This is a genomic window from Streptomyces ziwulingensis (assembly GCF_039542605.1).
In the GTDB taxonomy this organism is placed as follows: Bacteria; Actinomycetota; Actinomycetes; order Streptomycetales; family Streptomycetaceae; genus Streptomyces; species Streptomyces ziwulingensis.
Map to the genome: position 1 here is coordinate 218,443 of NZ_BAABIG010000052.1, position 23,241 is coordinate 241,683.

Sequence of the window (23,241 nt, forward strand, 5' to 3'; positions counted from 1 at the left end):
AGGTGCCGCAGGCGGGGGGCGGGACCGGGGAATGCGGTGCCCCACCCTCTTGTTGTAGGGGGCAACTGACATGTTCGAGCCAAGCAGTCCGCTCGACGGCACCACCGAGGAGGCACCTTCCATGAGGCCCGGCATCCACCCCGTCTCCCGTCCCGTCGTCTTCCGCGACCGCGCGTCCGGGTTCGAGCTGCTCACCCGGTCCACCCTCGACGCGGCGCGCACGGTGGAGCGGGCGGACGGCAGCACGTATCCGGTCGTCGACGTCGAGGTCTCGTCGGCGAGCCACCCGTTCTACACCGGCACCTCGCGGGTCATGGACACCGCGGGCCGGGTGGAGCGCTTCGAGCGGCGCTACGGCCGTACCGCTCCCGTCCGCCCCTGACGGCGAGTCCGCCAGGGACCGCGAGTCCGCCAGGGACCGCGAGTCCGCCGCGGACCGCGAGCAGAACCCGTTCCGATTCCTCTGGGAGGAGACCGAGATGAAGGTGCGCAAGTCGTTGCGTTCGTTGAAGGCGAAGCCCGGTGCCCAGGTGGTGCGCCGGCGGGGTGTGACCTTCGTGCTGAACAAGAAGGACCCCCGCTTCAAGGCCCGCCAGGGCTGACGGCCCGCCCGGCACCGCGTTCACGGTGCCGGGCTCTTCGCCGTCGCCCCGCGGCGGCGGCACCCGGTCGGCCGATCCGTCACCACCACGCCTGCGCACCGGGCCGCTCGCCCGCCTCCGCACGCCCCGCGTCGAGCCGCGCGGTACGCCATTCGCGGGGCGAGAGGCCGTAGGTGCTCCGGAACACCCGGCTGAAGTGGGTCGGATTGACGAACCCCCACCGCTGGGCGACGGCCGACACCGTCGGCGTCGTCCGGCCGCGGCGGGCCAGTTCGTGCGCGCACTCCTCGAGCCGGCGCCGCTGGATCAGCCGGCCGACCGTGACGCCCTCGTCCTCGAAGAGCCGGTGCAGATAGCGCACCGATATGTGGTGGGCCCTGGCCACGGTCTCCGGGGAGAGCGCCGGGTCGCCCAGATTCCGGTCGATGTGCTCCCGCACGCGCTGCACGAGCTGGTTCCGGGCGGGTCCGGTTCCCGCCGCCGTCTCCTCGTTCCGTTCGGCCACCAGGGTCGCGAAGAGATTGATCAGGCCGTCCGCCAGCCCCTCCGCCGCGGACGGCGAGTACCGGTGGGCGGCGGCGACCATCGTGGTGATGAAGGGCCTCAGCACCGCCGCGCACCCCCGGTCCGTGTCGAACACGCTGCCCGCGACGCCTTCGACGTCCTCGTCCGACAGGGCCAGCAGGCGGCGGGGGATGCGCACCACCCGCAGCGAGAACCGTTCCGGGTGGTCGAGGAAGTACGGGCGCGCGGTGTCGTAGACGAAGAGGCCGCCCTCCTGCGCCGTTGCCTCGCGGTCGTTCTGCACGAGCACGGTCCGGCCCGTCAGTTGGACGCCGACGGCCACGAACGGCTCCGGCGACGCCGCGATGTGGGCCGCCCTGCGCCGCACGCGCTGCGCGTCGGCCTCGACGGAGGCGACCCGCAGGGCCCCGACGCGTCCGGTGACCAGCCGCCCGGTGAACGGGCCCTCCCACCGCGGGACGACGGTCATGGGCAGCAGTGTCCTGTCCACCGCGTCGCGCCAGTAGGCGAGTGCCTGCTCGGCCGGGGCCAGCGAAGTCATCAGCACCGGGCTCATCCGGGTCGTCCTCTCCATCCATCCACGTGGGGCCGGCGGGGAGCGGAAGTCCGCAGCACCTCGGGCTCCCCACCCCGACCAGCCAAGCAGCCGGCCGTTTCGGACTCCAGGCACTCATCAGGCAGAAAGGCGGGCAATACTCCCGCCGGCCCGGCGGACACCGGCTGGCCGGGAACCGTTCTTCCACAAGCAACGGTGCATGCACTGCGCGACAACGCGTGGGGTCCAGGCATTCCTAAGGTCACGTCACGTAACGAAACCCACTCCGTCGTGACCTTTTCCTCTGGGGGACTCCATGCACCAACGAACCACCTCGGTCATGCGCGCCGTCATGGTGTTCGTCAGCGTTCCGGGGGAGCGCCGGGTGCCGCTGCCCGCGCAATGGCACTACGACAAGAACGACCCCTACGCCGTCCGCCTCTCCCTCGGCGCACCCGCGGCGGGACCGGTCACCTGGGTTTTCGCCCGCGACCTGCTCACCGAGGGACTGCGCCGCCCGGCGGGTACCGGGGACGTGCTGGTCTTCCCCCGGCACGGCTGCCTCCCCGGCACCATGCGGATCGTCCTGCGGTCCGACGCCGACGCCGCGCTGATCGAGATCGCGGTGCAGGAGGTCACCGGTTTCCTGGCGAGCACCCGCGCCCTGGTGCCGACGGGGAGCGAGAGCCGGTACGTCGACATCGAGAGCGGACTGGCGCAGCTCACGGGCCGCGGCGACTGAGCCGGACAGGCCGGGGCCCGGTCGACCCAGAGTGCACAGCTCCTCGTCCCGGAGCGCACCGGGCGGGCCGGGTGAGGCACCGGTCACGCTGGACGCCAGGACTTCGGCGTACCGTTTCCTCACGAGTCGAGAGAAGCAGCCGAAGCAAGGGACGGACAGCGGGTGAGCGGCGGGGGACAGGTGTTCGGGGCGCTGCTGCGGCAGCTCAGGCTGGACGCGCTGCTGACCATCGAGGGTCTCGCCGAACGCTCGGGAGTGAGCGTCCGGGGGATCGGCGACCTGGAGCGGGGGCGGCGCGCGGCCCCGCAGCGACGCACCGTGGCCGCCCTCGCCGACGGCCTCGGCCTGGACGACCACCGGCGGGAGCGCCTCCTCGCGGCGGCCCGGGCCGGCCGCGGCGGCGACCAGGTGCCCATGGCCGTCCGCACGTTTCCCCGCGGCATAGCCGACTTCGTCGGACGCGAGGACGAACTGGTCTCCCTGGCGATGCTGGCCGCCGGGAAGGAACTGCCCGCAGCGCCCGCCGGAGCCGGAACCGACCCCGGAACCGACCCCGGAACCGGGGCCCACGCCGAGGGCGACGGGGCCCGGCCCGTCGTGGTGGCCGTGTCGGGGCCGCCCGGCATGGGCAAGACCGCCCTCGCCCTGCACGCCGCGCAGCAACTGGTGGACCGGTTCCCCGACGGTCAGATGGTGCTGGAGCTGCGCGGCACGGACCGGAACCCGCCCGCCGCGGCCGAGATCATGCTGAGCGTCCTCAAGGCGTTCCACGTCGCGGACTCCGAACTGGTCGGCGCGGGCCCGCACGGGCACGCCGCGCTCTACCAGGCCCTGCTCGCGGACCGGCGCTGCCTGCTGGTCCTCGACGACGCCCACGACGAGGCCCAGGTGCGGCCGCTGCTGCCGGACCGCGGCCGGACCATGGTGGTGGTCACCAGCCGAAGGGTGCTCACCGGACTGCGCGACGTGCACCGGCTCGCGCTGGGTGAACTCGCCCACCAGGAGGCTCTCGCGTTCCTCGCCCGGATGATCGGGGAGGAACGCGCCGCCACCGATCCGCTCGCGCTCAGCGACGTGGCCCGGCACTGCGGCTATCTTCCGCTGGCGCTGCGGATGGCCGGGAGCTGGCTGGCGACCCGGACCGGCTGGACCGTCCGCCGCCTGGCCGGCCGGCTCGCCGTGGAGGAGCGCCGCCTGGACGCCCTGGTGGCCGGCGACCGAAAGGTGTCGGCCGCCTTCGACCTCTCCTACCGCCGGCTCACCCCCGACGCCGCCCGGCTGTTCAGGCGCCTCTCGGTGGTGCCCGGCCCGGACGCGGGGGTGGCCTGCGCCGCACACCTGCTGGGGCGGGACCTGCCGGCGGCGCAGGACGTCCTCGACGAACTGGTCGAGGCGGGGCTGCTCGGCACCCACGGCGACCGGTTCCGGCTGCACGACCTGCTGCGCCTGTACGCGCACGGCCGCCTCGAAGCCGACGAGGGGCCCGAGGCGGCCGAGCGGGTACGGGCCGGCCTGTACCGCTGGCTGCTGGAGACCACCGTCGTCGCCGGCCGGTGGTTCGAACCCGGCCGCGGCGGGCCCGAGGGAGGCTGGTCGGGGCTGGTGGATCTGTCCACCGCCGAACTGGCCCGGCAGTGGCTGCGCAGCCAGGGCATCAACTGGCTGGCCGCGCTGCGCGCCGCCGCGGCGGCCGGGGACCACGCCATGGTGGTGGAGGTGGCCGAGGCCCTGCACTGGTTCTCCGACCAGTGGATCTTCTGGGGGCACTGGACCGAGGTGTTCCGCACGGCCGCCCGCAGTGCCGAGGCGCTGGGCGACGAGGTCCTGCGAGCCACCCACCTCAACTACTACGCCTGGACCCTCATCGTCTGCGAGAGCCGTCCCGACGACGGTCTGCCCGTCGCCGCTCAGGCGCTCGCGGCGGCGGTGCGCGCGGGCGACGCGGCGCAACAGGCGTGGGCCCACTTCTACCAGAGCTGGGCCTACCGGCACCTGGAGCGCTTCGCGGACGCCACCCACTGCTACGGCCGCGCGGCCGACCTGTTCGCGGCGGCGGGCGATCCGCACGGCAGCCTGCAGGCCCAGCACGGCCGCGCCCTCAACCTCCTGTCGCAGGGCGAGGGCGCGGCCGCACTGGACGCGTACCGGCGGACCCTGGCGTTCCTGGACGAAGCGGGGGCGCTCATCGAGCCGCACATCGCCCGGGTGGCCCGCATCGGCCTCACCTCGGGGATCGGCCGGAGTCTCGCCCTGCTGGCGAGATGGGACGAGGCCATCGCCTGCATGCACGCCGCGGTGCGCCTCTGCGATGGTCTCGACAACCCCTCGTTGCGCAGCACCCAGCTCCACATCCTCGGGGAGGCGCTCGTCTCCGCCGGCCGGAAGGCCGAGGCACGGGAGGCCTTCCGCACCTGCGTCACCCTCGGCCCCGGCACCGAGCCGTGGCGGGTCCCGGACGCGCACGCGCGGCTCGCCGAACTGGAGGCCGGGACCTGAGCCGCGGCCGGGCCCGCCTCCGGCACGAGGGCGCGCAGGGAACCGAGCACATGCGTCCCCGGACAAGCCGGGCCTCCCGAACGCGTCCAGACTGGGACCTGGCCCGTGACTTCCGCCCGGGCCGCCCGGTCCGTTCCCCTGTTCCTCCGAGATCTGTGAGTCGCCAATGACCGTTCCGACGGAGATCACGCACCACACAGCGGTGCTCAACGGAATCAACCAGCACTGGGTCAGCGCCGGCCAGGGCCCGCCGGTGTACCTGCTGCACGGGTTCCCCGAGACCTGGTACGGCTGGCGCAAGCAGATCCCGGCCCTGGCGGAGAAGTACACGGTCATCGCGCCGGATCTGCGCGGGTACGGGGACACCGAGAAGCCCGCGTCCGGTTACGACAAGCGCACGATGGCCCAGGACACCCTCGCCCTGATGGACCACCTCGGCCACGAGCGGATCGCGCTGATCGGCCACGACCGCGGCGCCCGGGTGGGCACGCGCTTCGCGAAGGACCACCGCGGGCGCATCGACCGCTTCGTCGCCATGGACAACATCCCGACCCGGGTCATCGCCGACACCTACGACGTGGCCATGGCACGGCAGGGCTACTGGTTCTTCACCTTCCTCCAGGTCCCCGACCTGCCCGAAGCGCTGATCGCCGGCAACGAGGAGGTGTGGCTGACGCACTTCTACCGCAGTTGGTCGTACAACCCGGACATGCTGACGGCCGAGGAGATCGACGTCTACGTCCGCGCCTACCGGCAGCCCGGGGCCGTCCGCGGCTCCTGCATGGACTACCGCGCGGCCCCCCAGGACGTCGCCCAGGACCGTGAGGACGAGGACCAGCTCATCGACTGCCCCGTCCTGACCATGTGGGGCGAGGACTTCAGCGCCGTCGGCAAGGCGTACGACGTGCTGGACGTCTGGAAGGGCCTGGCCCGCGACGTCCGCGGCGTCGCCATCCCGCGGTGCGGACACCTCTGTCAGGAGGAGCGGCCCGAGATCGTCAACGCGGAGGTGCTGGCGTTCCTCGACGGCTGGAACGGCTGAGAGCGGGCGGGCGGACCGAAGGCGGCGGCGGCGCGACTGCGGCCGCCGCCTTCCGGGTCAGTAGGTGTCGGCGTCAGGGATCACGTGCATCGCGGCCTCCTCCGCGGAAGCCGCCGCACCGTCCAGGCCCACGTCGGCGGCGAACAGGTCCGACTCGGTGTTCTCGTGACTGCCCTCGTCCGGCGCGAGGAGCCGTCCGGCCCGCGCGTCACCGACCTCCAGGTCGATCGGCTCACCGTCGGTGTCCCAGGTGTCGCCGACACCGTCGCCCTCCGGGACCCCGACCTCGGGCAGCTCCTCGGAGAGACGCTCGTCCAGCGTCTCCCCGTGCAGCCGCTCCGACGCGGTGACCCCGGTGTGCTCCACGCCCCAGGGCCGCTCCGGGGGCGAGTAGCCCTCGTCCAGGGCCTCGTCGCCCGCCCGGTCGTCCAGGGTGTCCGACGCGTCCAGCAGACCGGCGTCGTCCCGCACCTCCGACCCGTCCGGCTGGTAGACCTCGTCGCCCATCGTCTCGTCAGTCAACTGCGCTCCCACATCGTCCCGGGGCGGGCGGCGGCTGCCGCCCACGACCGGGTCCTTGCCCTCGCCGATGCCCGTTCGGCAACGGCGACGAGGCACAAGTATCCGTGCGGTGTCCACCGGCCACGACCACCGCACGGCACATCGTGCGCTGCCGGTCGACAGATGTGCGCGCAGGGAGCACAGCCGGAACAGATCGACCCCCGGGTGTGGTTCATGCTGGTGATCGAACAAGTTCCACCCCTGCCAGTGCCCAGAGAGACGGAAGCTCATGTTCCAGCGCATCCTCGTCGCCGTCGACGCCAGCCCCGCCCGCCACTCCGCCGTGCGGATGGCGGGTGAGATGGCCCGGCTGACCGGCGGCAAGGTCAGTGTGCTGCACGTCGTCGCTTCCGCGGCCACGCTCGCCGCCGTGGTCCCGCTGGAGGACGACAGCGAGGCGACGACCGTTCTCGACGAGGCCGTCGCCGTGCTGCGGGCGGCCGGCGTGGACGCCGAGGGCCGCATCGCCGACGCCCTGACGACGCAGACAGCCACCACCATCGCCGCCGCGGCCGAGGAGTTCGAGGCCGATCTCCTGGTCCTCAGCCCCCACCGGCACGGATGGCTGGAGACCCTGGTCAACCCGCGCGTCAGCGACACCGTGGCGCACATCGGCCGCACGGCCGTCCTCCTGGCACCCCACGACGAGGCCGCCGGCCGGAGCTGAACCGGCACTGACCGGCTGAACCGGCACTGACCGGTGCCGGCGCCGAGGACGGCGGCGGGCGCGGGCGGCACGGCACCGTACGCGCCACCGCGTCGCCCGGCGGGTGCGCTGTCGATCTCCGGCCGGTGCGCGCAGAGGCAATCGGGACGCCCGAGCCCTCATAGGTTCGGGCCATGTCCAAGTTCCTGATCAGAACGCGCACCGGTCTGCTCGCCTCGGCGCTGGCCGCGGCCCTCGCCGTCACCGCGGCGGGTCCCATGTCCACGGCCACCGCCGCGCCGCGGCAGAGCGTGCGCTTCGTGGCCCACCTCGACATGGCCGGCGGGCAGCGGCCGGAGAACATCACCCTGGAGCCCGGCGGCGGCGCCGTCGTCACCTTCGCCTACAGCCGGCAGATCGCCCGGATCTCCCGCGCCGGCAAGGTGACCGTCCTCGCCACACTGCCCGAACCCCCGGCCGGCTCCACCACGCCCGCCCTGTCGAATCCGTTCCTCGGCGGCATCGTCCGCGCCCACGACGGAACCCTGTACTTCCTCTACGCCACCGGCAGCGCCGACCTGACCGGCGTGTGGCGGCTGCGCCCCGGCGGCACCCCGCACCGCATCGCCGCCCTGCCCGCCGAGGGCCTGCCCAACGGACTCGCCCTCGACGGGGGCGGACGGAGCCTGTACGTGGCCGACTCCGTCCTCGGCACCGTCTGGCGGGTCCCTGTGACCGGCTCCACGCCCACCCGGTGGAGCACCGCGCCCGAGCTGGCCGCCGACGGCTTCCTCGGCGCCAACGGCCTCAAGTTCCACGACGGCGCGGTCTGGGTCTCCAACCTCGACAAGGGCACCGTGCTCCGCATCCCGGTCACCGCGCGCGGCACCGCCGGCCCGGTCCGGACCCGGGCCGGCGGACTGACGAACATCGACGACTTCGCCTTCACCGGCCGCGGCGACACCCTCCTCGCCGCGATCAACGCGGACAACGAGATCGCCCGGGTCGAGCCGAACGGCACCCACACCACGGTGCTGACGGGCGCGGACGGCCTGGAGAACCCGACCTCGCTCGCGGTACGCGGCACCACCGCCTACATCGCCAGCGGCGCGTACTTCACCGACAGCGACCCCAACCTGCTCGCCGCGCGCATCGCGCCCGCGAGCAGGCCGCTCCACGTCACCCACCGCGCAGCGCACGAGAGGACAGCCTGATGGCACAGCCCGGCACCGGGTCGGCGGCACCGGAGGCGTTCGATCCCGACGCCTTCCAGGTCGTCCCCGCCAGGACCTTCGAGGACCTCCGGGTCGGCGAGGTCTTCCGCGCCCCCAGCCGTACCCTGACCGACGCCCACGCCGCCGCTTTCCAGACGGTCTCCGCGGACAACCACCCGGTGCACTACGACGCGGAGTACGCGCGCCGGCACGGGCACCCCGCACCGGTCGTCCACGGTCTGCAGGTACTCGCCTTCACCGCCCCGGGCGCCACCTTGTTCCCGCACTTCATCGGCGAGGTGTTCATCGCCTTCCTGGAGCTCTCCTGCACCTTCCTGAAGGAGGTCCACTCCGGGGACACCCTGTACCCGGCGCTCACCGTCACCGCCCTGGAACCCCGGGACGAGAACGGCGTCGTGGTCACCGCGGCCACCATCCACAACCAGCGCGGTGAACTGGTGCTGTCCGGTCAGCACAAGTACCTGCTGCGCCGGTCCGGGTGACCTGAGGACGGTTCTGCCGGGGAGCGAGCGCGGAGCCCGACTTGACATAGGTATGACTACATAGCCATCCTGGTGGGGTGCCCGAGATCAACGCGTCCTCGCAGGACATCGACCACGTGGCCGCACGGCTCGTGGCGTGTCTGCCGGGGCTCGCTCGGGCCCTCGACCGTCAGGTCGCGCGGGACTACGCGCACCCCAAGCCGCCCGAGGCGCAGCTCGCACTGCTGCGGCACGTCGAGGACCACGACGGTGTCACGGTGCGCGCGGCGGCCGACGCCCTGCTGATGAAGCCGAACAACGTCAGCGCGCTGGTCACCCAGCTCACCGAGCAGGGACTGCTGGAACGCCGGTCGGACCCGGCGGACAAACGGGTCGCGCACCTGCATCTGACCGGGACCGCCCGGGAGCAGCTCGCCGCCGTCGAACGCCTGATGAGCGCGCACCTCGGCACCGCGCTCAGGGCCATGACGGAAGGCGAGCTGGGCGCCCTCGGCGCGGCTCTGACCGCGCTCGCCGCCCTCGACGGGCACCTGCGCCCCCGCCACTGACCGGACCCGGGCCCCCGCGGCCCGGCGCCCTCGTGGCGGGCCGCCCGCGTCCCGGGCCCCCGCGGTCCGGCGCGTCGGCCGGTGCCGTCGCCTTCCCGCGCAACGGGCCGGTCCCACCGGTGCCGTCCCCGGAAAACCACCTCTCCGAACCATCGAAGGACACGCTCAGTCATGCCCTCCGCCACCACCGACCGTTCCGCTCCACCGACCCGTGACCCGGCCGCGGCACCACCCCGCGGCGCGCGGGCCAACCCGTGGCTGACGCTGATCGCCGTCGCCTTCGGCCTCTTCATGGTCGGCCTGGACGGTTCGGTCGTCTCCATCGCCAACCCCGAGATCGGCCGCGACCTGGGGGCCTCCACCTCCGACCTGCAGTGGGTCACCAACTCCTACCTGCTGGCCCTCGCCGCCGCGCTGATCCTGGGCGGCAAGCTGGGCGACCGCTTCGGGCGCCGCACCTTCTACCTGATCGGGGTCGCGGGCTTCACCGCGGCGTCCGTCGCCATCGGGCTCACCGGATCCATCGAGGGCGTCATCGCCTTCCGCGCGGTACAGGGCTTCTTCGGCGCCCTGCTGATGCCCAACACCCTGGGCATGCTGCGCGCCGTCTTCCCGCCCAGGAAGTTCGGTATGGCGGTCGGCATCTGGGCCATGGTCTCCTCGGTCTCCACCGCCCTCGGCCCCATCGTCGGCGGCCTGCTCGTCCAGCACGTCGACTGGGAGTCCGTCTTCTACATCAACGCGCCCATCGGCGTCCTCGCGCTGGTCTTCAGCGTGCTGGTGCTGCCGCAGACCAGGAACCGGGCCGCCGCCGACGAGAAGTTCGACATCGTCGGCGTCGTACTGCTGGCCGTGGGACTGCTCGCCGTCGTCTTCGGTGTCGTCAAGGGCGAGTCCTGGGGCTGGACCTCGGGCGGCACGCTGGGCGCCATCGCGGCCGGTGTGGTGATCGTGCTCGTCTTCGGCTGGTACGAGACCCGCGTCGCGTCCCCGCTGCTGCCCATGCGGCTGTTCCGCAACCGGGCGCTGACCATCGGCACGTTCGTCACCGCGCTGAACTTCTTCGTGCTGCTCGGCGTGATCTTCTTCGTCATGCTCTACCTGCAGAGCGTGCGCGGCTTCACCCCCGTCGAAGCCGGTGTACGCACCCTCCCGCTGAGCCTCGCCTCGGTCGTGGCCTCCCCGCTCGGCGCCGCCCTCACCGGCCGGTTCGGACCGCGGCTGACCATGCCGCTCGGCATGGCCCTGCAGGCCGTCGCCTGCTTCGTGATGCTCAGTTGGGGCGCGGACTCCTCCTACGCCACGATGTGGCCCCCGTTCATCGCGCTCGGCCTGGGCGTGGGCATGGTGATGTCCTCCTCCTCGGACGCCATCGTCGGCAACGCCCCGGTCAAGGACGGCGGTGTGGCGGGCGGTCTGCAGGCCACCGCGCTGCAGATCGGCGGCGCGCTGGGCACCTCCGTGCTGGTGTCGCTGATCAGCAGCCGGGTCGGCTCCACCCTCACCGGCGAACTGACCGCCGCGGGTGTGCCGGCGGCCGCGGCCGCCGGACTGAACGAGGCGAGGGACGCGGTGGCCATGGGCGTCGCCCCGGTCTCCGACGACATGCCGGCCCAGCTCAGGTCCGCCGTCGTCGAGGGAAGCCACCAGGCGTTCATGAACGGCGTGCACACCTCCGTGCTCGTCGCCGGCGCGCTGTGCGTCATCGGCGCCCTGGTCGCCGTGATCGGCGTGCGCCGCACCTCCGAGCAGCCCGCCGCCTGAGGACGGCGCCAGCTCGCGGGGTAGTGTCCGATCCGATCGACCCGTCCCACCCGACCCGCTGAACCCGCTGAACCCACTGAACCCACTGAAGAGGACATCCGATGACCGAGGCTTCCGCCGCACCCACCGTGGAGCGCAGGGACGACCGCCACCGCTACGAGATCCTGGTCGACGGGGAGCGGGCCGGTCTGACCGCGTTCCGCGACCACGGTGCGCAGCGCGTCTTCTACCACACCGAGACAGGCGACGCGTTCGCCGGCCGCGGCCTGGCCGGTCAGTTGGTCGAGCAGGCTCTCACGGACGTCCGCGCGCAGGGCAAGCGGATCGTGCCCGTCTGTCCGTACGTCGCCAAGTTCCTCACCAAGCACACCGAGTTCGCGGACCTCGCCGACCCGGTCACCCCGGAGATCCGGAGCTGGCTGAAGGCCGAACTGTCGTAAACACGGCAGCCGTTCCGGCAGGGGAGCCGGACCGCGGCGGGACGGGGCAGGTGCGGCCGGACCGGGGAGGTCCGGCATCCGCTCAGGCGAGGCCGACGTGCAGCCGCACCGTCGTGGTCGCCTCGTCGCAGTGGACCTCCAGCAGATCGCAGAGCTGGCGCACCACCCACATGCCGTGACCGTTCGGCGCCCCGGGATCGGGCGGGAGATACCCCAGGTACCACTCGGGCCCGCCGCTGCCCTCGCTGGTGACGTCGCACACGATCCGCCGGCCGGCGCGGCGCACGGCGAGCCGGCCGCCCCCGTCCCCGTGCTGGACCGCGTTGGTGGCGACCTCGTTCACCGCGAACACCAGGCGCTGGGCGCGCTCACCGGACAGGCCCAGTTCGGCCGCCGCCTTCGCGACCTGGGTCCGCACCGCCGACAGATCGGCTCCGAAGCGCATGACCAGCTCCTCCCCTTCGGAGGCCAGGGGTAGGGGCGGCCGGCGCCAGCCGTCGTCGGCCGCCGGGTCCGCGTAACCGGCGCTGGACCGGCCGTGCCGCGCCACCGCGAGCCTCGGATGGGTACGACGGGCGTCGGCCACGACGCCCCGGGGCAGCACCCGGGTGTCGTACGGGCAGACGATCCAGGCCGGGCACCGGGCGAAGGCCAGGTTGATCGCCGACTCGTAACGCGTCCACTCGGCGGTCTCCACCGGGTCCCGGCCGTGCCAGACCGGTTCCCCTATGACGCGGACCCGCCGGTGCCCGCCCGGGCCGGTGCGCCGGTCGACGTACCGGTGGTAGGCGCCGAGGGTGCGGCCGGGCGCCTCGTACCAGTCGGCGGCGTCGACGAACTCGACCCGCCGGGACGCCGCCCCGAGCGCCTCGCTCAGCAGGTCGATGTTGGCGGGGGTGGTCACGGCGAGGACCGCGTCGTCGCGCTCCAGCCCCTCCGCGCAGAACGGGACGGTCGTGGCGAGGAACTCGCGGTCGCTGCCGTAGATCAGACCGTGGTGGACCAGGCCGCCGCCCGGGGGCGAGGGCGGGTGCGCGGTGCGGGTGTCGCTCACGCGGGCACCTCCCGCGCGGTGACGATCAGCGCGGGCGTCGTGTCGAAGCCCACCATGCCGATCACCTGGCAGAGCAGCGGCGCCAGTTCCACGACGTGCAGCCGCCGGCCCTCGCCCAGCGCGGCCGCGGCCCGGGCCAGCACCCGCACCCCGGCCAGGTCGATGAACTCCAGCTCCCGCATGTCCACGCGGAGGTCGCCCGGCCACCGCGTCATCGCGGCCAGCGCCCGCGCGAGGGCGTCGGTGGTGCGGTGGTCCACGCTGCCCACCACCCGCAGGGTGCGCCGCCCCTGTGGGAACGACGGCACCAGCCGCAGGGTGCCGTCGCTGTGCAGGGGCTCCTGCTCGACCGCCCCGAGGTGGCAGCGGCCGAGAGTGTCGAGCTGCTCCGGGCTGAAGCGCCGGGCGTCGTACTGGCAGACGGCGGACGCCCGGTGGCCGGCGAACACCGCGCCGACCTTGGTCTCGTACTCGGCGAGCCGGTCGGCGCCGGGTACCGGGTCCAGGGCCCAGCCCATCTCGCCGCTGACGCGGAAGCCCGTGTGACCGGCCGCCAGGGAGTCGCCGACCTCCCGCCGCAGGGCGGCGACCATGGCGTCGGCGTCGAACGTGCCGGACGCCAGATAGCTCTCGGCGGCCGTCGTCACCACGAGCCGGCCGCTGTCGAGGGCCGGGCGCGGATCGATGCCCGCCCCGGACAGCCAGGCGAGGACGTCCTGCGGGGCACTCCGGTCGGCGAAGTACATGACGCGCTCGCCGCGCCGCAGTCCGGCCGCCAGGTAACCAGTGGCGACGCGGCGCTGCTCCGCGTCGTCGGCGAACGGCAGACACAAGTGATCACCGTGGTCCACGTCCTCGACCCGGCGCTCCGTACCCTCGTACGTGATCACCTCGACCTCCCGCCCCTCCCCGCCGCCTTACGACGCCACTGTATCCAGGCATCGGGGCGCATGGGTACGGTGGCCGGCCCCTCGGCCAGGGCGGTCGCGCCACCGTCCGTTCCTCAGTGGTGCAGCGAGGAGATCGCCTCCTCGGCGCTGGGGTGGAACGTGAAGACCTGGTCGAGTCCGACGATGGCGAAGACCCGCATCTGGTCCGCGTTCACGCCGGCCAGACTGAGGGGGGAGCCCGTCGTCCGCGACCGCTGATAGGCGGTGATGAGGACGGTGATGCCGGTGGAGTCGCAGTAGGTCAGACCGGACAGGTCGACGACCACGCCGCGGCTGTCGAACGGAGCCTCCTCGACGGCCTCGGTCAGCAGGCGGGCGCTGTGGTGGTCCAGCTCCCCGCTCACCTCCAGGACGAAGGGCCCTTCGGGCGCCTGCCGGGGGGTGACGGTCAGAAGGCGTTCGGGATCGGTCACCGGTACTCCTGGGTGCGGTTCTGGGGACGAGCGGGTACGGACAGGGCGAGCAGGGCGGTGTCGTCGCTGACGCCCTCGCCCAGGTGCTGGAGCAGGACTTCGACGGAGGCCAGCAGGTCCTCCGCCGACCGGGCGGCCGTGGCGGCCAGGTGCGCGGTGAGACCCTCCTCGCCGAGCATGGACCCGTCGGGGTGGCGGGCCTCGGTCAGACCGTCCGTGTACATCAGCAGGCTGTCGCCGGGGGAGAGGCGGGTGGTGGTCTGGACGAACTGCGGGTGCGGCAGCATGCCGATGAGCTGGCCGCCCGCGGTGGAGATCGCCTGCACGGTCCCGTCCGCGCGCAGGGCGAGGGCGGAGGGGTGGCCCCCGCCGGCCAGGGTGATGGCGAAGGAACCGTCCGGCAGCGGCCGCAGCACACCGAAGACCGCCGTGCAGTAGCGCGGACTGTTGCCCTGGTACTCGCCCTTGAGGACGGTGTCCAGGTTGGCCAGGGCGGCGCACGGGTCGGGGTCGTAGATGGCGGCCGCCCGCAGCGTGTAGCGGGTCAGCGAGGTCAGCGCGGCGGCGTCCGCGCCCTTGCCGCAGACGTCCCCGAGGAAGAACGCCCACCGGCCGTCGTCGAGGGGGAACAGGTCGTAGAAGTCGCCGCCCACCTCGTGGGCGGAGGCGGTGTGGTACGCGGCGGCGGTCCGCAGGCCGGGCACCGCGGGCAGGGCCGGCGGGAGCAGCGTGCGCTGCAGGGCGCGGGCGAGCCGCTCGGCCTCGGCCCGCCGCTCGCGTTCGGCGGCGACCGTCCGGATGGCCGACAGACGCAGTTCGAGTTCGTCCATGACCAGGGCGGCCAGGTCCTGGAGGGCGTCGAGCTGGTCGTCGGTCGCCGTGCGCGGCCGGGTGTCCAGGACGTCGACGGTGCCCAGGCGCTGCCCGTCGGCGGTGGTGATCGGGGCGGCGGCGTAGAAGCGGACGCCCGGGTCACCCCGGACGAGGCAGTGGGCCAGGGCACGGGCGTCGTCGACGGCGTCCGTGACCACGTAGGGCTCGCCGTGCAGGATGGCCGAGGCGCACAGCCCCGGGTCGCGGCCGGTCCCGGCGATGCCGTCCAGCCCGTGCGTGGCCTTGAACCACACCCGGTCGCTGTCCACGATCGCCACCGTGGCCATGGGCGCGTCGAAGATCCGGGCGGCCAGCGCGGCGATCCGGTCGAACGCCCCGTCGGGCGGCGTGTCCAGGATCCGGTAGCGGCGGACCGCGGCCAGCCGGGCCGTCTCGTCCGCCGGCCGGGTCGGGGAGGACGGCGAGGGACGCGTGGTCATGGTGATCCCCAGTTCCTCCGTACCGATGAGATGGCCGCCACCGCGCGGATGCCCGGGGTCGACTGGCTTATCCTACGAAGTCATCCGCCTCGGTGGGCAAGAGCGGTCCCGACGGCGTCGGTCGCGGAACCTGATCGTCCGGCTCCGGCCGGCGTACGCGCGGCGTCCGTGACGGTCGTCTCCGGCTCTGGCCCGGGGACCGACGCGGTCCGTTCCGCCGGGGACGGGCAGGCGCGATGACGCGGTGTGTCGGGGTGTGGACGAAGGAGTGTGCAGTGGCGCGGTCGGAAGAGGCTGAGCACGAGCCCGCGGCGGAGGCCGGGGCCGACGTGTTCACCGCCGACGAAGAGGTGGGCCGTGACCTGGCCCGGGTGGACTGGCAGACGACCCCGCTCGGTCCGCCGGGCGACTGGCCGCAGAGTTTGCGCACGGCGGTGAGCATCCTGCTGTCGTCCCGGTTCTCGATGTGGATGGCGTGGGGCCCGGACCTGACGTTCTTCTGCAACGCCGCCTACCGGCGGGACACGCTGGGCCGCAAGTACCCCTGGGCGCTGGGCCGGCCGGCCCGCGAGGTGTGGGCGGAGATCTGGGACGACATCGGTCCCCGCATCGACACCGTCATGACCACCGGCCGGGCCACCTGGGACGAGGGCCTGCTGCTGTTCCTGGAGCGCTCCGGGTACACGGAGGAGAGCTACCACACCTTCTCCTACAGCCCGCTGCGCGACGACGACGGCACGGTCGTGGGCATGCTCTGCGTGGTCAGCGAGGAGACCGAGCGGGTCATCGGCGAGCGCCGGATGGCGACCCTGCGCGACCTCGGCTCCGACCCCAGCGTGGTCCGCACCGAGCGGGAGGTGCTGTCCTTCGCCGACCAGCAGCTCAGCCGCAACCGCCGGGACCTGCCCTTCACCCTCACCTACCTGTTCACCTCCGACGGCTCCGCGGAGCTCTCGGGCGCCAGCGGCATGCCCGCCGGGCACCCCGCCGCGCCCGCGGTCCTGCCGGCCGGCGACTCGGCCGGGCCGTGGCCGCTGCCCGCGCTGACGCGCGGCGAGATCGTGCCGGTGGTGCTGGACGGGGACCGGTTCACCGCCCTGCCCACCGGTGACTGGCCGCACCCGCCCGAACGGGCCCTGGTGCTGCCGCTGCTCCGGCAGGGCGGGGTGCCCTACGGTTTCCTGGTGGCCGGCCTCAACCGGTACCGGGCCCTGGACGAGGGCTACCGCGGCTTCGTCGAACTGGTCGCCGGCCACCTCGCCTCGGGGATCGCCAGCGCCCGCAGCTACGAGGCCCAGCAGCGCCGCGCGGAGGAACTCGCCGAACTGGACCGGGCCAAGACGACGTTCTTCTCCAACATCAGCCACGAGTTCCGCACCCCCCTCACGCTGATCATGGGCCCGGTGGAGGAACTGCGCGGCCGGTTCGCGGACGGCGACCCCCGCATCCGCGAGGAACTGGACGTCGTCCACCGCAACGGGCTGCGGCTGGGCAAACTGGTCAACTCGCTGCTGGACTTCTCCCGGCTGGAGGCGGGCCGGATGCAGGCGCGTTTCGAACCGGTCGACCTGGCCTCCGTCACCGCCGACCTGGCCAGCGTCTTCCGGTCCGCCGTGGACCGCGCGGGCCTGGACTTCGTCATCGAGTGTCCGCCGCTGCCCGAGGACGTCCACATCGACCGCGGCATGTGGGAGAAGGTGATCCTCAACCTGCTCAGCAACGCCCTGAAGTTCACCTTCGACGGATCGATCCGGGTGTCGGTACGGGCCGAGGGCGCCCACGCGGTCGTCGTGGTCGCCGACACGGGCATCGGTGTGCCCGCCGCCGAGATGGACCGACTCTTCGAGCGGTTCCACCGCATCGAGAACGCCCGCGCCCGCTCCAACGAGGGCAGCGGCATCGGACTCGCCCTGGTCAGGGAGCTGATCGCACTGCACGGCGGCACGATCACCGCCGACAGCCGCGAGGGCGAGGGCACCTCCTTCACCGTCCGCCTGCCGCTCGGCGCCGACCACCTGCCCCCCGAGGCCCTCGCCCCCGGCGCGGACCGGACCCTGTCCGCCGGGGCCGACCCCTATGTGCAGGAAGCGCTGCGCTGGCTGCCCGAGGCGCCCGCCGGGGACCCCGGCGCGGCCGACGGCGAGGCGCCCGGCCTCCCCGCCCGGCCGGCGGTCGCCGCGCGCGTGCTCGTCGCCGACGACAACGCCGACATGCGCGAGTACCTCACCCGCCTCCTGCGCGGCGCCGGGTACGAGGCCGACACCGTCGACGACGGGCAGGCGGCCCTGCACGCCGTCCGCGCCGACGCCCCCGACCTCGTGATCAGCGACGTCATGATGCCCGGCCTCGACGGGCTCGCCCTGGTGGCGGCGTTGCGCGCCGACCCGCGCACCGCCTTCGTCCCCGTACTGCTGCTCTCCGCGCGGGCCGGGCAGGAGGCGTCCATCGAGGGCCTCCAGGCCGGCGCCGACGACTATCTCGTCAAACCCTTCGCCGCCGCCGAACTCCTGGCCCGGGTACGGGCCAACGTGGAGCTGGCGCGGCTGCGCAACCATCAGGCCCGCTGGCGCACCGCTCTCGTCGACTCCTTGCAGGAGGCGTTCTTCGTCTGCGACGAGGAGGGCTCGGTCGTCGAGATCAACGCCGCCTTCGCCGACACCCTCGGCTACGGCCCCGAGGGACTGCCCTACCGGCCCGTCCACCCCTGGTGGCCGGAGGCCGCCGCCGACCCCGAGGCGCACCGCCGGGTCGAGGCGGCCTTCGCGCAGTTGCTCGGCAACCCCAAGGGCTCCTACACCGTCCCCCTCACCCACCGCGACGGCCACCGCATGTGGGTCACCGCCAGCTTCAACCAGGCACACGACCCCGACACCGGCCGGCGGGTCACCGTCGGCACCTTCCGCGACGTCACCACCGAGCACTACGCGATCCAGCGCAAGAGCGCGCAGGCCGCCCTCGGTATGCGGCTCACCCAGGCCACCAGCCTCCCCGAGGCGCTGTCGGGGGCGCTCGCCGAACTGCGTCAGCTCTGGCGCGCCGAGTCCGCGCTGGCCGTCGTCGCGACGCCCGGCCGGGAGCCGTCCGTGACCGCCACCGAGGAGGTCGGACACTGGCGGGACCTGCCCGCCGAACGGCGGGCCACGCTGACCGCCTGGCTCGGCCGGCCCCTGCTCACCCCGATCGAGGACCCCGCGGGTGCCGGTATCACCCTCGGCCACCCCGAGGGGACCATGGCGCTCTGGATAGACCTCGGTGAACACCGCCCGTTCACCGAGGAGGACCAACTCCTGCTGTCCCTGCTGGCCGGCCAGCTCTCCCAGGGGCTCGCCCGGGCCCACCAGATCGACCAGCAGCGTGAGACCGCCCTGGCGCTGCAACGCTCCATCCTCGGCCCCTCCGACCTCCCCGAGGGGTTCGCCGTCCGCTACGAACCCGCCACCCGGCCCCTGGAGGTCGGCGGCGACTGGTACGACACCGTCCGGCTGCGCGACGGGCGCATCGGCATCGTCGTCGGGGACTGCGTCGGACGCGGCCTGGAAGCGGCGACCGTCATGGGGCAACTGCGCAGCGCCTGCCGGGCCCTGCTGCTGCAGAACTCCGGACCCGCCCAGACGCTGATGGCCCTCGACCACTTCGCGGCCGGCGTCCACGGCGCCATGTGCACCACGGTCTTCTGCGGTGTCCTCGACCCGGCCACCGGAGACCTCACCTACTCCAGCGCCGGGCACCCGCCGGGCATCCTCACCCACCCCGACGGCACCACCCGCCTCCTGGACCAGGGGCGCTCGGTCCCGTTGGCGGTGCGTCCCGGCCGGGACCGGCCCGAAGGCTGCTGCACCGTGCCGGCCCGCGCCACCCTGCTGCTCTACACCGACGGCCTGGTGGAACGCCGGCGCCGCCCGCTGACCGCCGGTATCGACCAGGCCAGCGCGGCCGTCCAGGCCGGCCGGGCCGCGGCCGTCGACGAGCTGGCCAACCAGGTCATGTCCCGGCTCGCGCCCGCCGACGGCTACGACGACGATGTCGCCCTGCTGCTCTACCGCCACCCGGCTCCGCTGGAGATGGCCTTCCCCGCGGAGTCCTCCCAGTTGGCACCGGTCCGCCAGGCGCTGCGCAGTTGGCTCGCCCAGTGCGAACTTCCCCCGCACACCGTGCAGAACGTCCTGGTGGCGGCGGGCGAGGCATGCGCCAACGCCATCGAGCACGGCCACCGGGACGCCCCGGGCGACACCGTCCGGCTACGGGCCGAAGCCCTGGTCGACGATCTGCGCCTGACCATCGCCGACACCGGCCGGTGGAAGACACCCCGGCCGGAACTCAACACCCACCGTGGTCGCGGCGTCGCCCTGATGCGCGCGCTCATGCAGCACGTCACCATCACCTCCGGCGACGCCGGCACCACTGTCGACATGCACACGAGGATCGCCTCATGACCACCCCGCTGTCCCTCACCCCCGGCCGACGACCCGACGGCGCCCCGGTCCTCACGGTCGTCGGCGAGATCGACATGAGCAACACCGACGCCTTCGCCACGGCCATCGAGACCACCGACGGGCCCCTGGTCATCGACCTCACCGGAGTCGAGTACCTGGACAGCGCCGGACTGAGCGTCCTCTTCCACCACAGCGAGCGGCTCGAACTCATCGCCACCCCGCTCCTCGAACCGGTCCTGAGCATCTCCGGACTGGCCGACCTGACCACCGTCCACCACGTCGACACCCCCTGACCGGCTCCGCCGCCTCACCCGGGGCGGCGGGGACCGTACCAGTCCAGGCAGAGGACGGTGGCGTCGTCCCGCAGCCGGCCCCGGCAGGTGTCCTGGACGGCGGAGACGAAGGTGCGCACGGCCTCCCGGGCGTGCAGCGCGCGGCTCTCCCGCAGGAGCGCGGGCAGGTCCACACCGGCGGCCTCCCGCTCCTGCATGCCGTCGGTCAGCAGGAGGAGCCGGTCACCGGGGCGCAGGTCCAGGTGCTGGACCTGGTGGGCGACGGGGGAGACGACCCCGAAGGGGAGGTTGGCCACGAAGGCGAGTTCCCGTACGGTGCCGTCGCGCAGCAGCAGCGGCCGCGGGTGTCCGGCGTTGACCAGTTCCACGGCACCGGTGTCGAGGCGGACGCGGAGCAACTGCCCGGTGGCCAGGCCGCGGTGGTGGTCGAGGAGGGCGTGGTGGGCGCGACGGGCCTGCTCGGCGAGGTCGCAGCCGGCCCGCCGCGCGCCGCGCAGCGCGCCGAGCAGCAGGGTGGCCAGCAGCGCCGAGTCGGTGTCGTGCCCCATCGCGTCGGTGATGGACAGGTGCAGGGTGTCCCGGTCCATGGCGTAGTCGTAGGTGTCGCCGCCGATGTCGTCGGCCGGCACCAGACCGCCCGCCACGGCGAACTGCGGCGCCTCGCAGGCGGACGCGGACGGCAGCAACTGATGCTGGATCTCGGCGGCCAGACTGGTCGGTGTGGTACGCCGGCAGCAGTGGTAGAGGTCGGTGAAGCGCCGGTCGGTGACGATGATGTAGGCCAGGGCGTGGGCCGCCTCGCTCACCTGCCGCAGCACCGACGGGTCGTTGTGGGGGACCGTCACCTCCAGGACGCCCAGGCAGTCCCCGCGGTTGGTGACGGGGGAGATCATCCGGTGTGCGCCGTGACCGTCCGGCCGTACCCGCGGGCGCTGCGAGCGCAGTACGTCCTCGTAGACGCTGCCGCGCAGGCCGATGGGGGCCGCCCCATGGCTCTCCCACGCTTCGTCGGCCGTGGTCAGCCGTACCAGTTCCTCCTCGATCAGATCCACGAAGAGGAACGAGACGCTGACCGCTCCGAACCGCTTGCGCAAGTTGCTCGCGACGACGTCGACGGAGTCCACCGGTGAGGCGTCCTCCGCGTCGGCGAGCAGGTCTCCCAGCTCCAGCACGTTTCCGTCCATGGCAACCTCCCTCGCTGCGGTGAACCTTTCGTCACCCGAGTCGGTGGGCGTACCCGCGGGCCGCTCCTACTCGTCTTCCGGCGTGGCCGTCCGTCGGGCGGCGCGGCGGCGCAGCCACAGCGGCAGGGCGTACCAGGACAGCAGGAACCACAGCATGACGCCGCCGACGAGGAACTCGGCGAGGAGTCCGGGGACGACGACGTGCAGTATGAGCAGCAGCGTGCAGCCGATCGTCAGGGCCAGCAGCACCATGCCGCACATCATGAGCCGGTGCGCGGCCTCCACCATCTCGTCCTTCATCCGCTGGCCGGACAGGAAGCGGTGCAGGGAGACCGGTGCGATCAGCGCCCCGGTGGCCGCGGCGCCGCAGACCACCGTGACGACGTAGACGACGTGATCGAAGGTGTCCAGGTCCTGGAACCTCGACGTGAAGGCGACGCTGAGGAGGAAACCGAAGAGGATCTGCACACCGGTCTGCGCGACCCGGGTCTCCTGCATGATCTCGTTCCATCTTCGATTGGCGCGTTCGCGCGGCGACTCCGGCGGGTCCTGGTCGTCGTCGTGCTCCGAACGCGTGGCCGCTTCCATGGCGATGGTCATGATGTCCTCCCGTTGCGGATGGTTCATCTGCCCGTCGACGACAAGGGCATGCCTGCCTGCCGCGTCACCCCCGGGGGTATCGCGCCCCGCGTCCGCGGGCATTGCGCGAGCGAACCGTGGAAGGAGGCAAGGCATGACTACTGACCTGGACGAGCGGACCGCGGCCGACTTCTACGACTTCGAGAGCGCGCTCTCCCACGAGGAGCACAAGATCCTCCTGCGCACCCGGGAGTTCATGCGGCAGGAGGTCGCGCCCCTGGTCAACGAAGCCTGGTCGCGGGGCAGGTTCCCGACGGAACTGATCACGCGGTTCCGCGAGAGCGGTCTGGTCGGACTGCCGTACGAGGGTTACGGTGCTCACCGGCCGGCCGTCAGCCACCTGCTGAGCGGCATGATGGCGATGGAGATGAGCCGTGTCGACGCCTCGGTCGCCACCTTCTTCGGCGTCCACAACGGCCTGGCCATGTACGCCGTCCAGGCCGGCGGCGACCAGGAGCAGCGCGAGAGGTGGCTGCCGGGCATGGCCGCGATGGAGACGATCGGCGCGTTCGCCCTGACCGAACCGCTCGACGGCTCCGACGTGGCGGCCGGGATGCGCACCACGGCCCGGCGTGACGGCGACACCTGGACACTCGACGGTGCCAAGCGGTGGATCGGCAACGCCACCTTCGCCGACCAGGTGGTGGTCTGGGCCCGGGACGTGGCCGACGACCAGGTCAAGGGGTTCGTGGTCGGCAAGGGCGCCGCGGGCTTCACCGCGGAGCGGATCGCGCACAAGACGTCCTTGCGTATCGTCGAGAACGCGGACATCACCCTGACCGGTGTGCGGGTGCCGGAGCGCGACCGGCTCCAGAACATCGGCTCCTTCCGCGATGTGGCGGAGATACTGCGGGCCACCCGCAGCGGCGTCGCCTGGCAGGCCCTCGGCGTGATGGTCGGTGCCTACGAACTGGCCCTGGCCTACGCCAAGGAGCGTGAGCAGTTCGGGCGTCCGCTGGCCGGTTTCCAACTCGTCCAGGACCTGCTCGTCAAGTGCCTGGGCAACATCACCGCCTGCTGGGGCATGCTGCTGCGGCTGGCCCGGCTCCAGGACGACGGCGTCTTCAAGGACGAGCACTCGTCGCTGGCCAAGGCCCATGTGACCGCGAGGATGCGGGAGGTGGTCGCCTGGGCGCGCGAGATCTTCGGCGGCAACGGCATCGTGCTGGACTACGACATCGCCCGCTTCTTCGCCGACGCGGAGGCCATCTACTCGTTCGAGGGGACCCGGGAGATGAACACCCTCATCGTGGGCAAGGCCGTCACCGGTCAGAGCGCCTTCGTCTGACCGGGGCGGCGACGGTCATTCGGTGCTGGGACCATGGCGTTTGTGCCGGGGCACGG

22 protein-coding genes are annotated in these 23,241 nt (G+C 72.9%); 14 read left to right on the top strand and 8 right to left on the bottom strand.

Annotated elements, in window-relative coordinates; genetic code table 11:
* Positions 1-121: 121 nt before the first annotated feature.
* Together ABEB00_RS24205 and ykgO are read left to right on the top strand one after the other, a co-directional pair.
* Entirely contained in the window at positions 122-382 is a 261-nt protein-coding gene (locus ABEB00_RS24205) for a type B 50S ribosomal protein L31 (protein ID WP_345622326.1), read from the top strand.
* Between the two features lie 97 nt (positions 383-479).
* The gene (gene ykgO / locus ABEB00_RS24210; protein WP_046258531.1) at positions 480-602 is read left to right on the top strand and encodes a type B 50S ribosomal protein L36; all 123 of its coding nucleotides are present in this window, start codon (positions 480-482) and stop codon (positions 600-602) included.
* Positions 603-681: 79 nt separating this feature from the next.
* Here ykgO and ABEB00_RS24215 read toward each other — a convergent pair whose 3' ends face one another.
* Positions 682-1,683, bottom strand: coding sequence for an AraC-like ligand-binding domain-containing protein (locus ABEB00_RS24215; protein WP_345622229.1), 1,002 nt, complete (start codon positions 1,681-1,683; stop codon positions 682-684).
* A gap of 295 nt (positions 1,684-1,978) precedes the next feature.
* Between ABEB00_RS24215 and ABEB00_RS24220 the strand changes: the two genes are divergently transcribed.
* The 3 genes from ABEB00_RS24220 (at position 1,979) to ABEB00_RS24230 (ending at position 5,942) form a co-directional block, all read left to right on the top strand.
* Positions 1,979-2,404, top strand: coding sequence for an SsgA family sporulation/cell division regulator (locus tag ABEB00_RS24220; RefSeq protein ID WP_345622230.1), 426 nt, complete (start codon positions 1,979-1,981; stop codon positions 2,402-2,404).
* Between the two features lie 162 nt (positions 2,405-2,566).
* A complete protein-coding gene (locus ABEB00_RS24225) occupies positions 2,567-4,900 on the top strand; it encodes an ATP-binding protein (RefSeq protein WP_345622231.1) in 2,334 nt (777 codons plus the stop codon).
* Between the two features lie 166 nt (positions 4,901-5,066).
* Positions 5,067-5,942, top strand: coding sequence for an alpha/beta fold hydrolase (locus ABEB00_RS24230; protein ID WP_345622232.1), 876 nt, complete (start codon positions 5,067-5,069; stop codon positions 5,940-5,942).
* Between the two features lie 57 nt (positions 5,943-5,999).
* Here ABEB00_RS24230 and ABEB00_RS24235 read toward each other — a convergent pair whose 3' ends face one another.
* Positions 6,000-6,449 (bottom strand): DUF5709 domain-containing protein, encoded by a 450-nt coding sequence (locus tag ABEB00_RS24235; protein WP_345622327.1) that lies wholly within the window; start codon positions 6,447-6,449, stop codon positions 6,000-6,002.
* Between the two features lie 283 nt (positions 6,450-6,732).
* Between ABEB00_RS24235 and ABEB00_RS24240 the strand changes: the two genes are divergently transcribed.
* From ABEB00_RS24240 to ABEB00_RS24265, 6 genes are all read left to right on the top strand, one after another.
* Complete coding sequence (locus ABEB00_RS24240; protein WP_345622233.1) at positions 6,733-7,170, top strand: universal stress protein; 438 nt, start codon at positions 6,733-6,735, stop codon at positions 7,168-7,170.
* Between the two features lie 173 nt (positions 7,171-7,343).
* Positions 7,344-8,363, top strand: a complete 1,020-nt coding sequence (locus ABEB00_RS24245) for a hypothetical protein (RefSeq protein WP_345622235.1) — start codon at positions 7,344-7,346, stop codon at positions 8,361-8,363.
* A complete protein-coding gene (locus tag ABEB00_RS24250) occupies positions 8,363-8,866 on the top strand; it encodes a MaoC family dehydratase (protein WP_345622236.1) in 504 nt (167 codons plus the stop codon). Before ABEB00_RS24245 ends, ABEB00_RS24250 begins: the two co-directional genes overlap by 1 nt.
* A gap of 77 nt (positions 8,867-8,943) precedes the next feature.
* The gene (locus ABEB00_RS24255) at positions 8,944-9,414 is read left to right on the top strand and encodes a MarR family winged helix-turn-helix transcriptional regulator (RefSeq protein WP_345622238.1); all 471 of its coding nucleotides are present in this window, start codon (positions 8,944-8,946) and stop codon (positions 9,412-9,414) included.
* A 171-nt stretch (positions 9,415-9,585) separates the two neighbouring features.
* Positions 9,586-11,178 (top strand): MFS transporter, encoded by a 1,593-nt coding sequence (locus ABEB00_RS24260; protein WP_345622240.1) that lies wholly within the window; start codon positions 9,586-9,588, stop codon positions 11,176-11,178.
* A gap of 101 nt (positions 11,179-11,279) precedes the next feature.
* Positions 11,280-11,618 carry a GNAT family N-acetyltransferase gene (locus tag ABEB00_RS24265; RefSeq protein ID WP_345622241.1) on the top strand — a complete coding sequence of 113 codons (339 nt, stop codon included), beginning with the start codon at positions 11,280-11,282 and terminating at the stop codon, positions 11,616-11,618.
* Positions 11,619-11,700: 82 nt separating this feature from the next.
* Here the strand turns inward: ABEB00_RS24265 and ABEB00_RS24270 are convergent, their stop codons facing one another.
* The 4 genes from ABEB00_RS24270 to ABEB00_RS24285 all read right to left on the bottom strand — a co-directional run bounded on the left by ABEB00_RS24270 (position 11,701) and on the right by ABEB00_RS24285 (position 15,348).
* Positions 11,701-12,672, bottom strand: coding sequence for an anti-sigma factor RsbA family regulatory protein (locus ABEB00_RS24270; RefSeq protein ID WP_345622242.1), 972 nt, complete (start codon positions 12,670-12,672; stop codon positions 11,701-11,703).
* The gene (locus ABEB00_RS24275) at positions 12,669-13,562 is read right to left on the bottom strand and encodes an MEDS domain-containing protein (protein WP_345622243.1); all 894 of its coding nucleotides are present in this window, start codon (positions 13,560-13,562) and stop codon (positions 12,669-12,671) included. Before ABEB00_RS24275 ends, ABEB00_RS24270 begins: the two co-directional genes overlap by 4 nt.
* Before the next feature lie 113 nt (positions 13,563-13,675).
* Entirely contained in the window at positions 13,676-14,035 is a 360-nt protein-coding gene (locus tag ABEB00_RS24280) for an STAS domain-containing protein (RefSeq protein WP_345622244.1), read from the bottom strand.
* Positions 14,032-15,348: a PP2C family protein-serine/threonine phosphatase gene (locus ABEB00_RS24285; RefSeq protein WP_345622245.1), complete on the bottom strand. Its 1,317-nt coding sequence runs from the start codon at positions 15,346-15,348 to the stop codon at positions 14,032-14,034. The genes ABEB00_RS24280 and ABEB00_RS24285 overlap by 4 nt, the downstream gene beginning before the upstream one ends.
* Before the next feature lie 275 nt (positions 15,349-15,623).
* Here ABEB00_RS24285 and ABEB00_RS24290 point away from each other — a divergent pair, with 275 nt between their 5' ends.
* Positions 15,624-19,781 carry a SpoIIE family protein phosphatase gene (locus tag ABEB00_RS24290; protein ID WP_345622246.1) on the top strand — a complete coding sequence of 1,386 codons (4,158 nt, stop codon included), beginning with the start codon at positions 15,624-15,626 and terminating at the stop codon, positions 19,779-19,781.
* Positions 19,778-20,074 carry an STAS domain-containing protein gene (locus ABEB00_RS24295; RefSeq protein WP_345622247.1) on the top strand — a complete coding sequence of 99 codons (297 nt, stop codon included), beginning with the start codon at positions 19,778-19,780 and terminating at the stop codon, positions 20,072-20,074. Before ABEB00_RS24290 ends, ABEB00_RS24295 begins: the two co-directional genes overlap by 4 nt.
* Before the next feature lie 14 nt (positions 20,075-20,088).
* On the opposite strand, the gene ABEB00_RS24300 is transcribed toward ABEB00_RS24295, so the two are convergent.
* Positions 20,089-21,258, bottom strand: a complete 1,170-nt coding sequence (locus tag ABEB00_RS24300) for a PP2C family protein-serine/threonine phosphatase (RefSeq protein ID WP_345622248.1) — start codon at positions 21,256-21,258, stop codon at positions 20,089-20,091.
* Positions 21,259-21,324: 66 nt separating this feature from the next.
* Entirely contained in the window at positions 21,325-21,858 is a 534-nt protein-coding gene (locus tag ABEB00_RS24305) for a DUF6328 family protein (RefSeq protein WP_345622249.1), read from the bottom strand.
* A 133-nt stretch (positions 21,859-21,991) separates the two neighbouring features.
* Between ABEB00_RS24305 and ABEB00_RS24310 the strand changes: the two genes are divergently transcribed.
* Complete coding sequence (locus ABEB00_RS24310) at positions 21,992-23,185, top strand: acyl-CoA dehydrogenase family protein (protein ID WP_345622250.1); 1,194 nt, start codon at positions 21,992-21,994, stop codon at positions 23,183-23,185.
* The last annotated feature ends 56 nt before the right edge of the window (positions 23,186-23,241 follow it).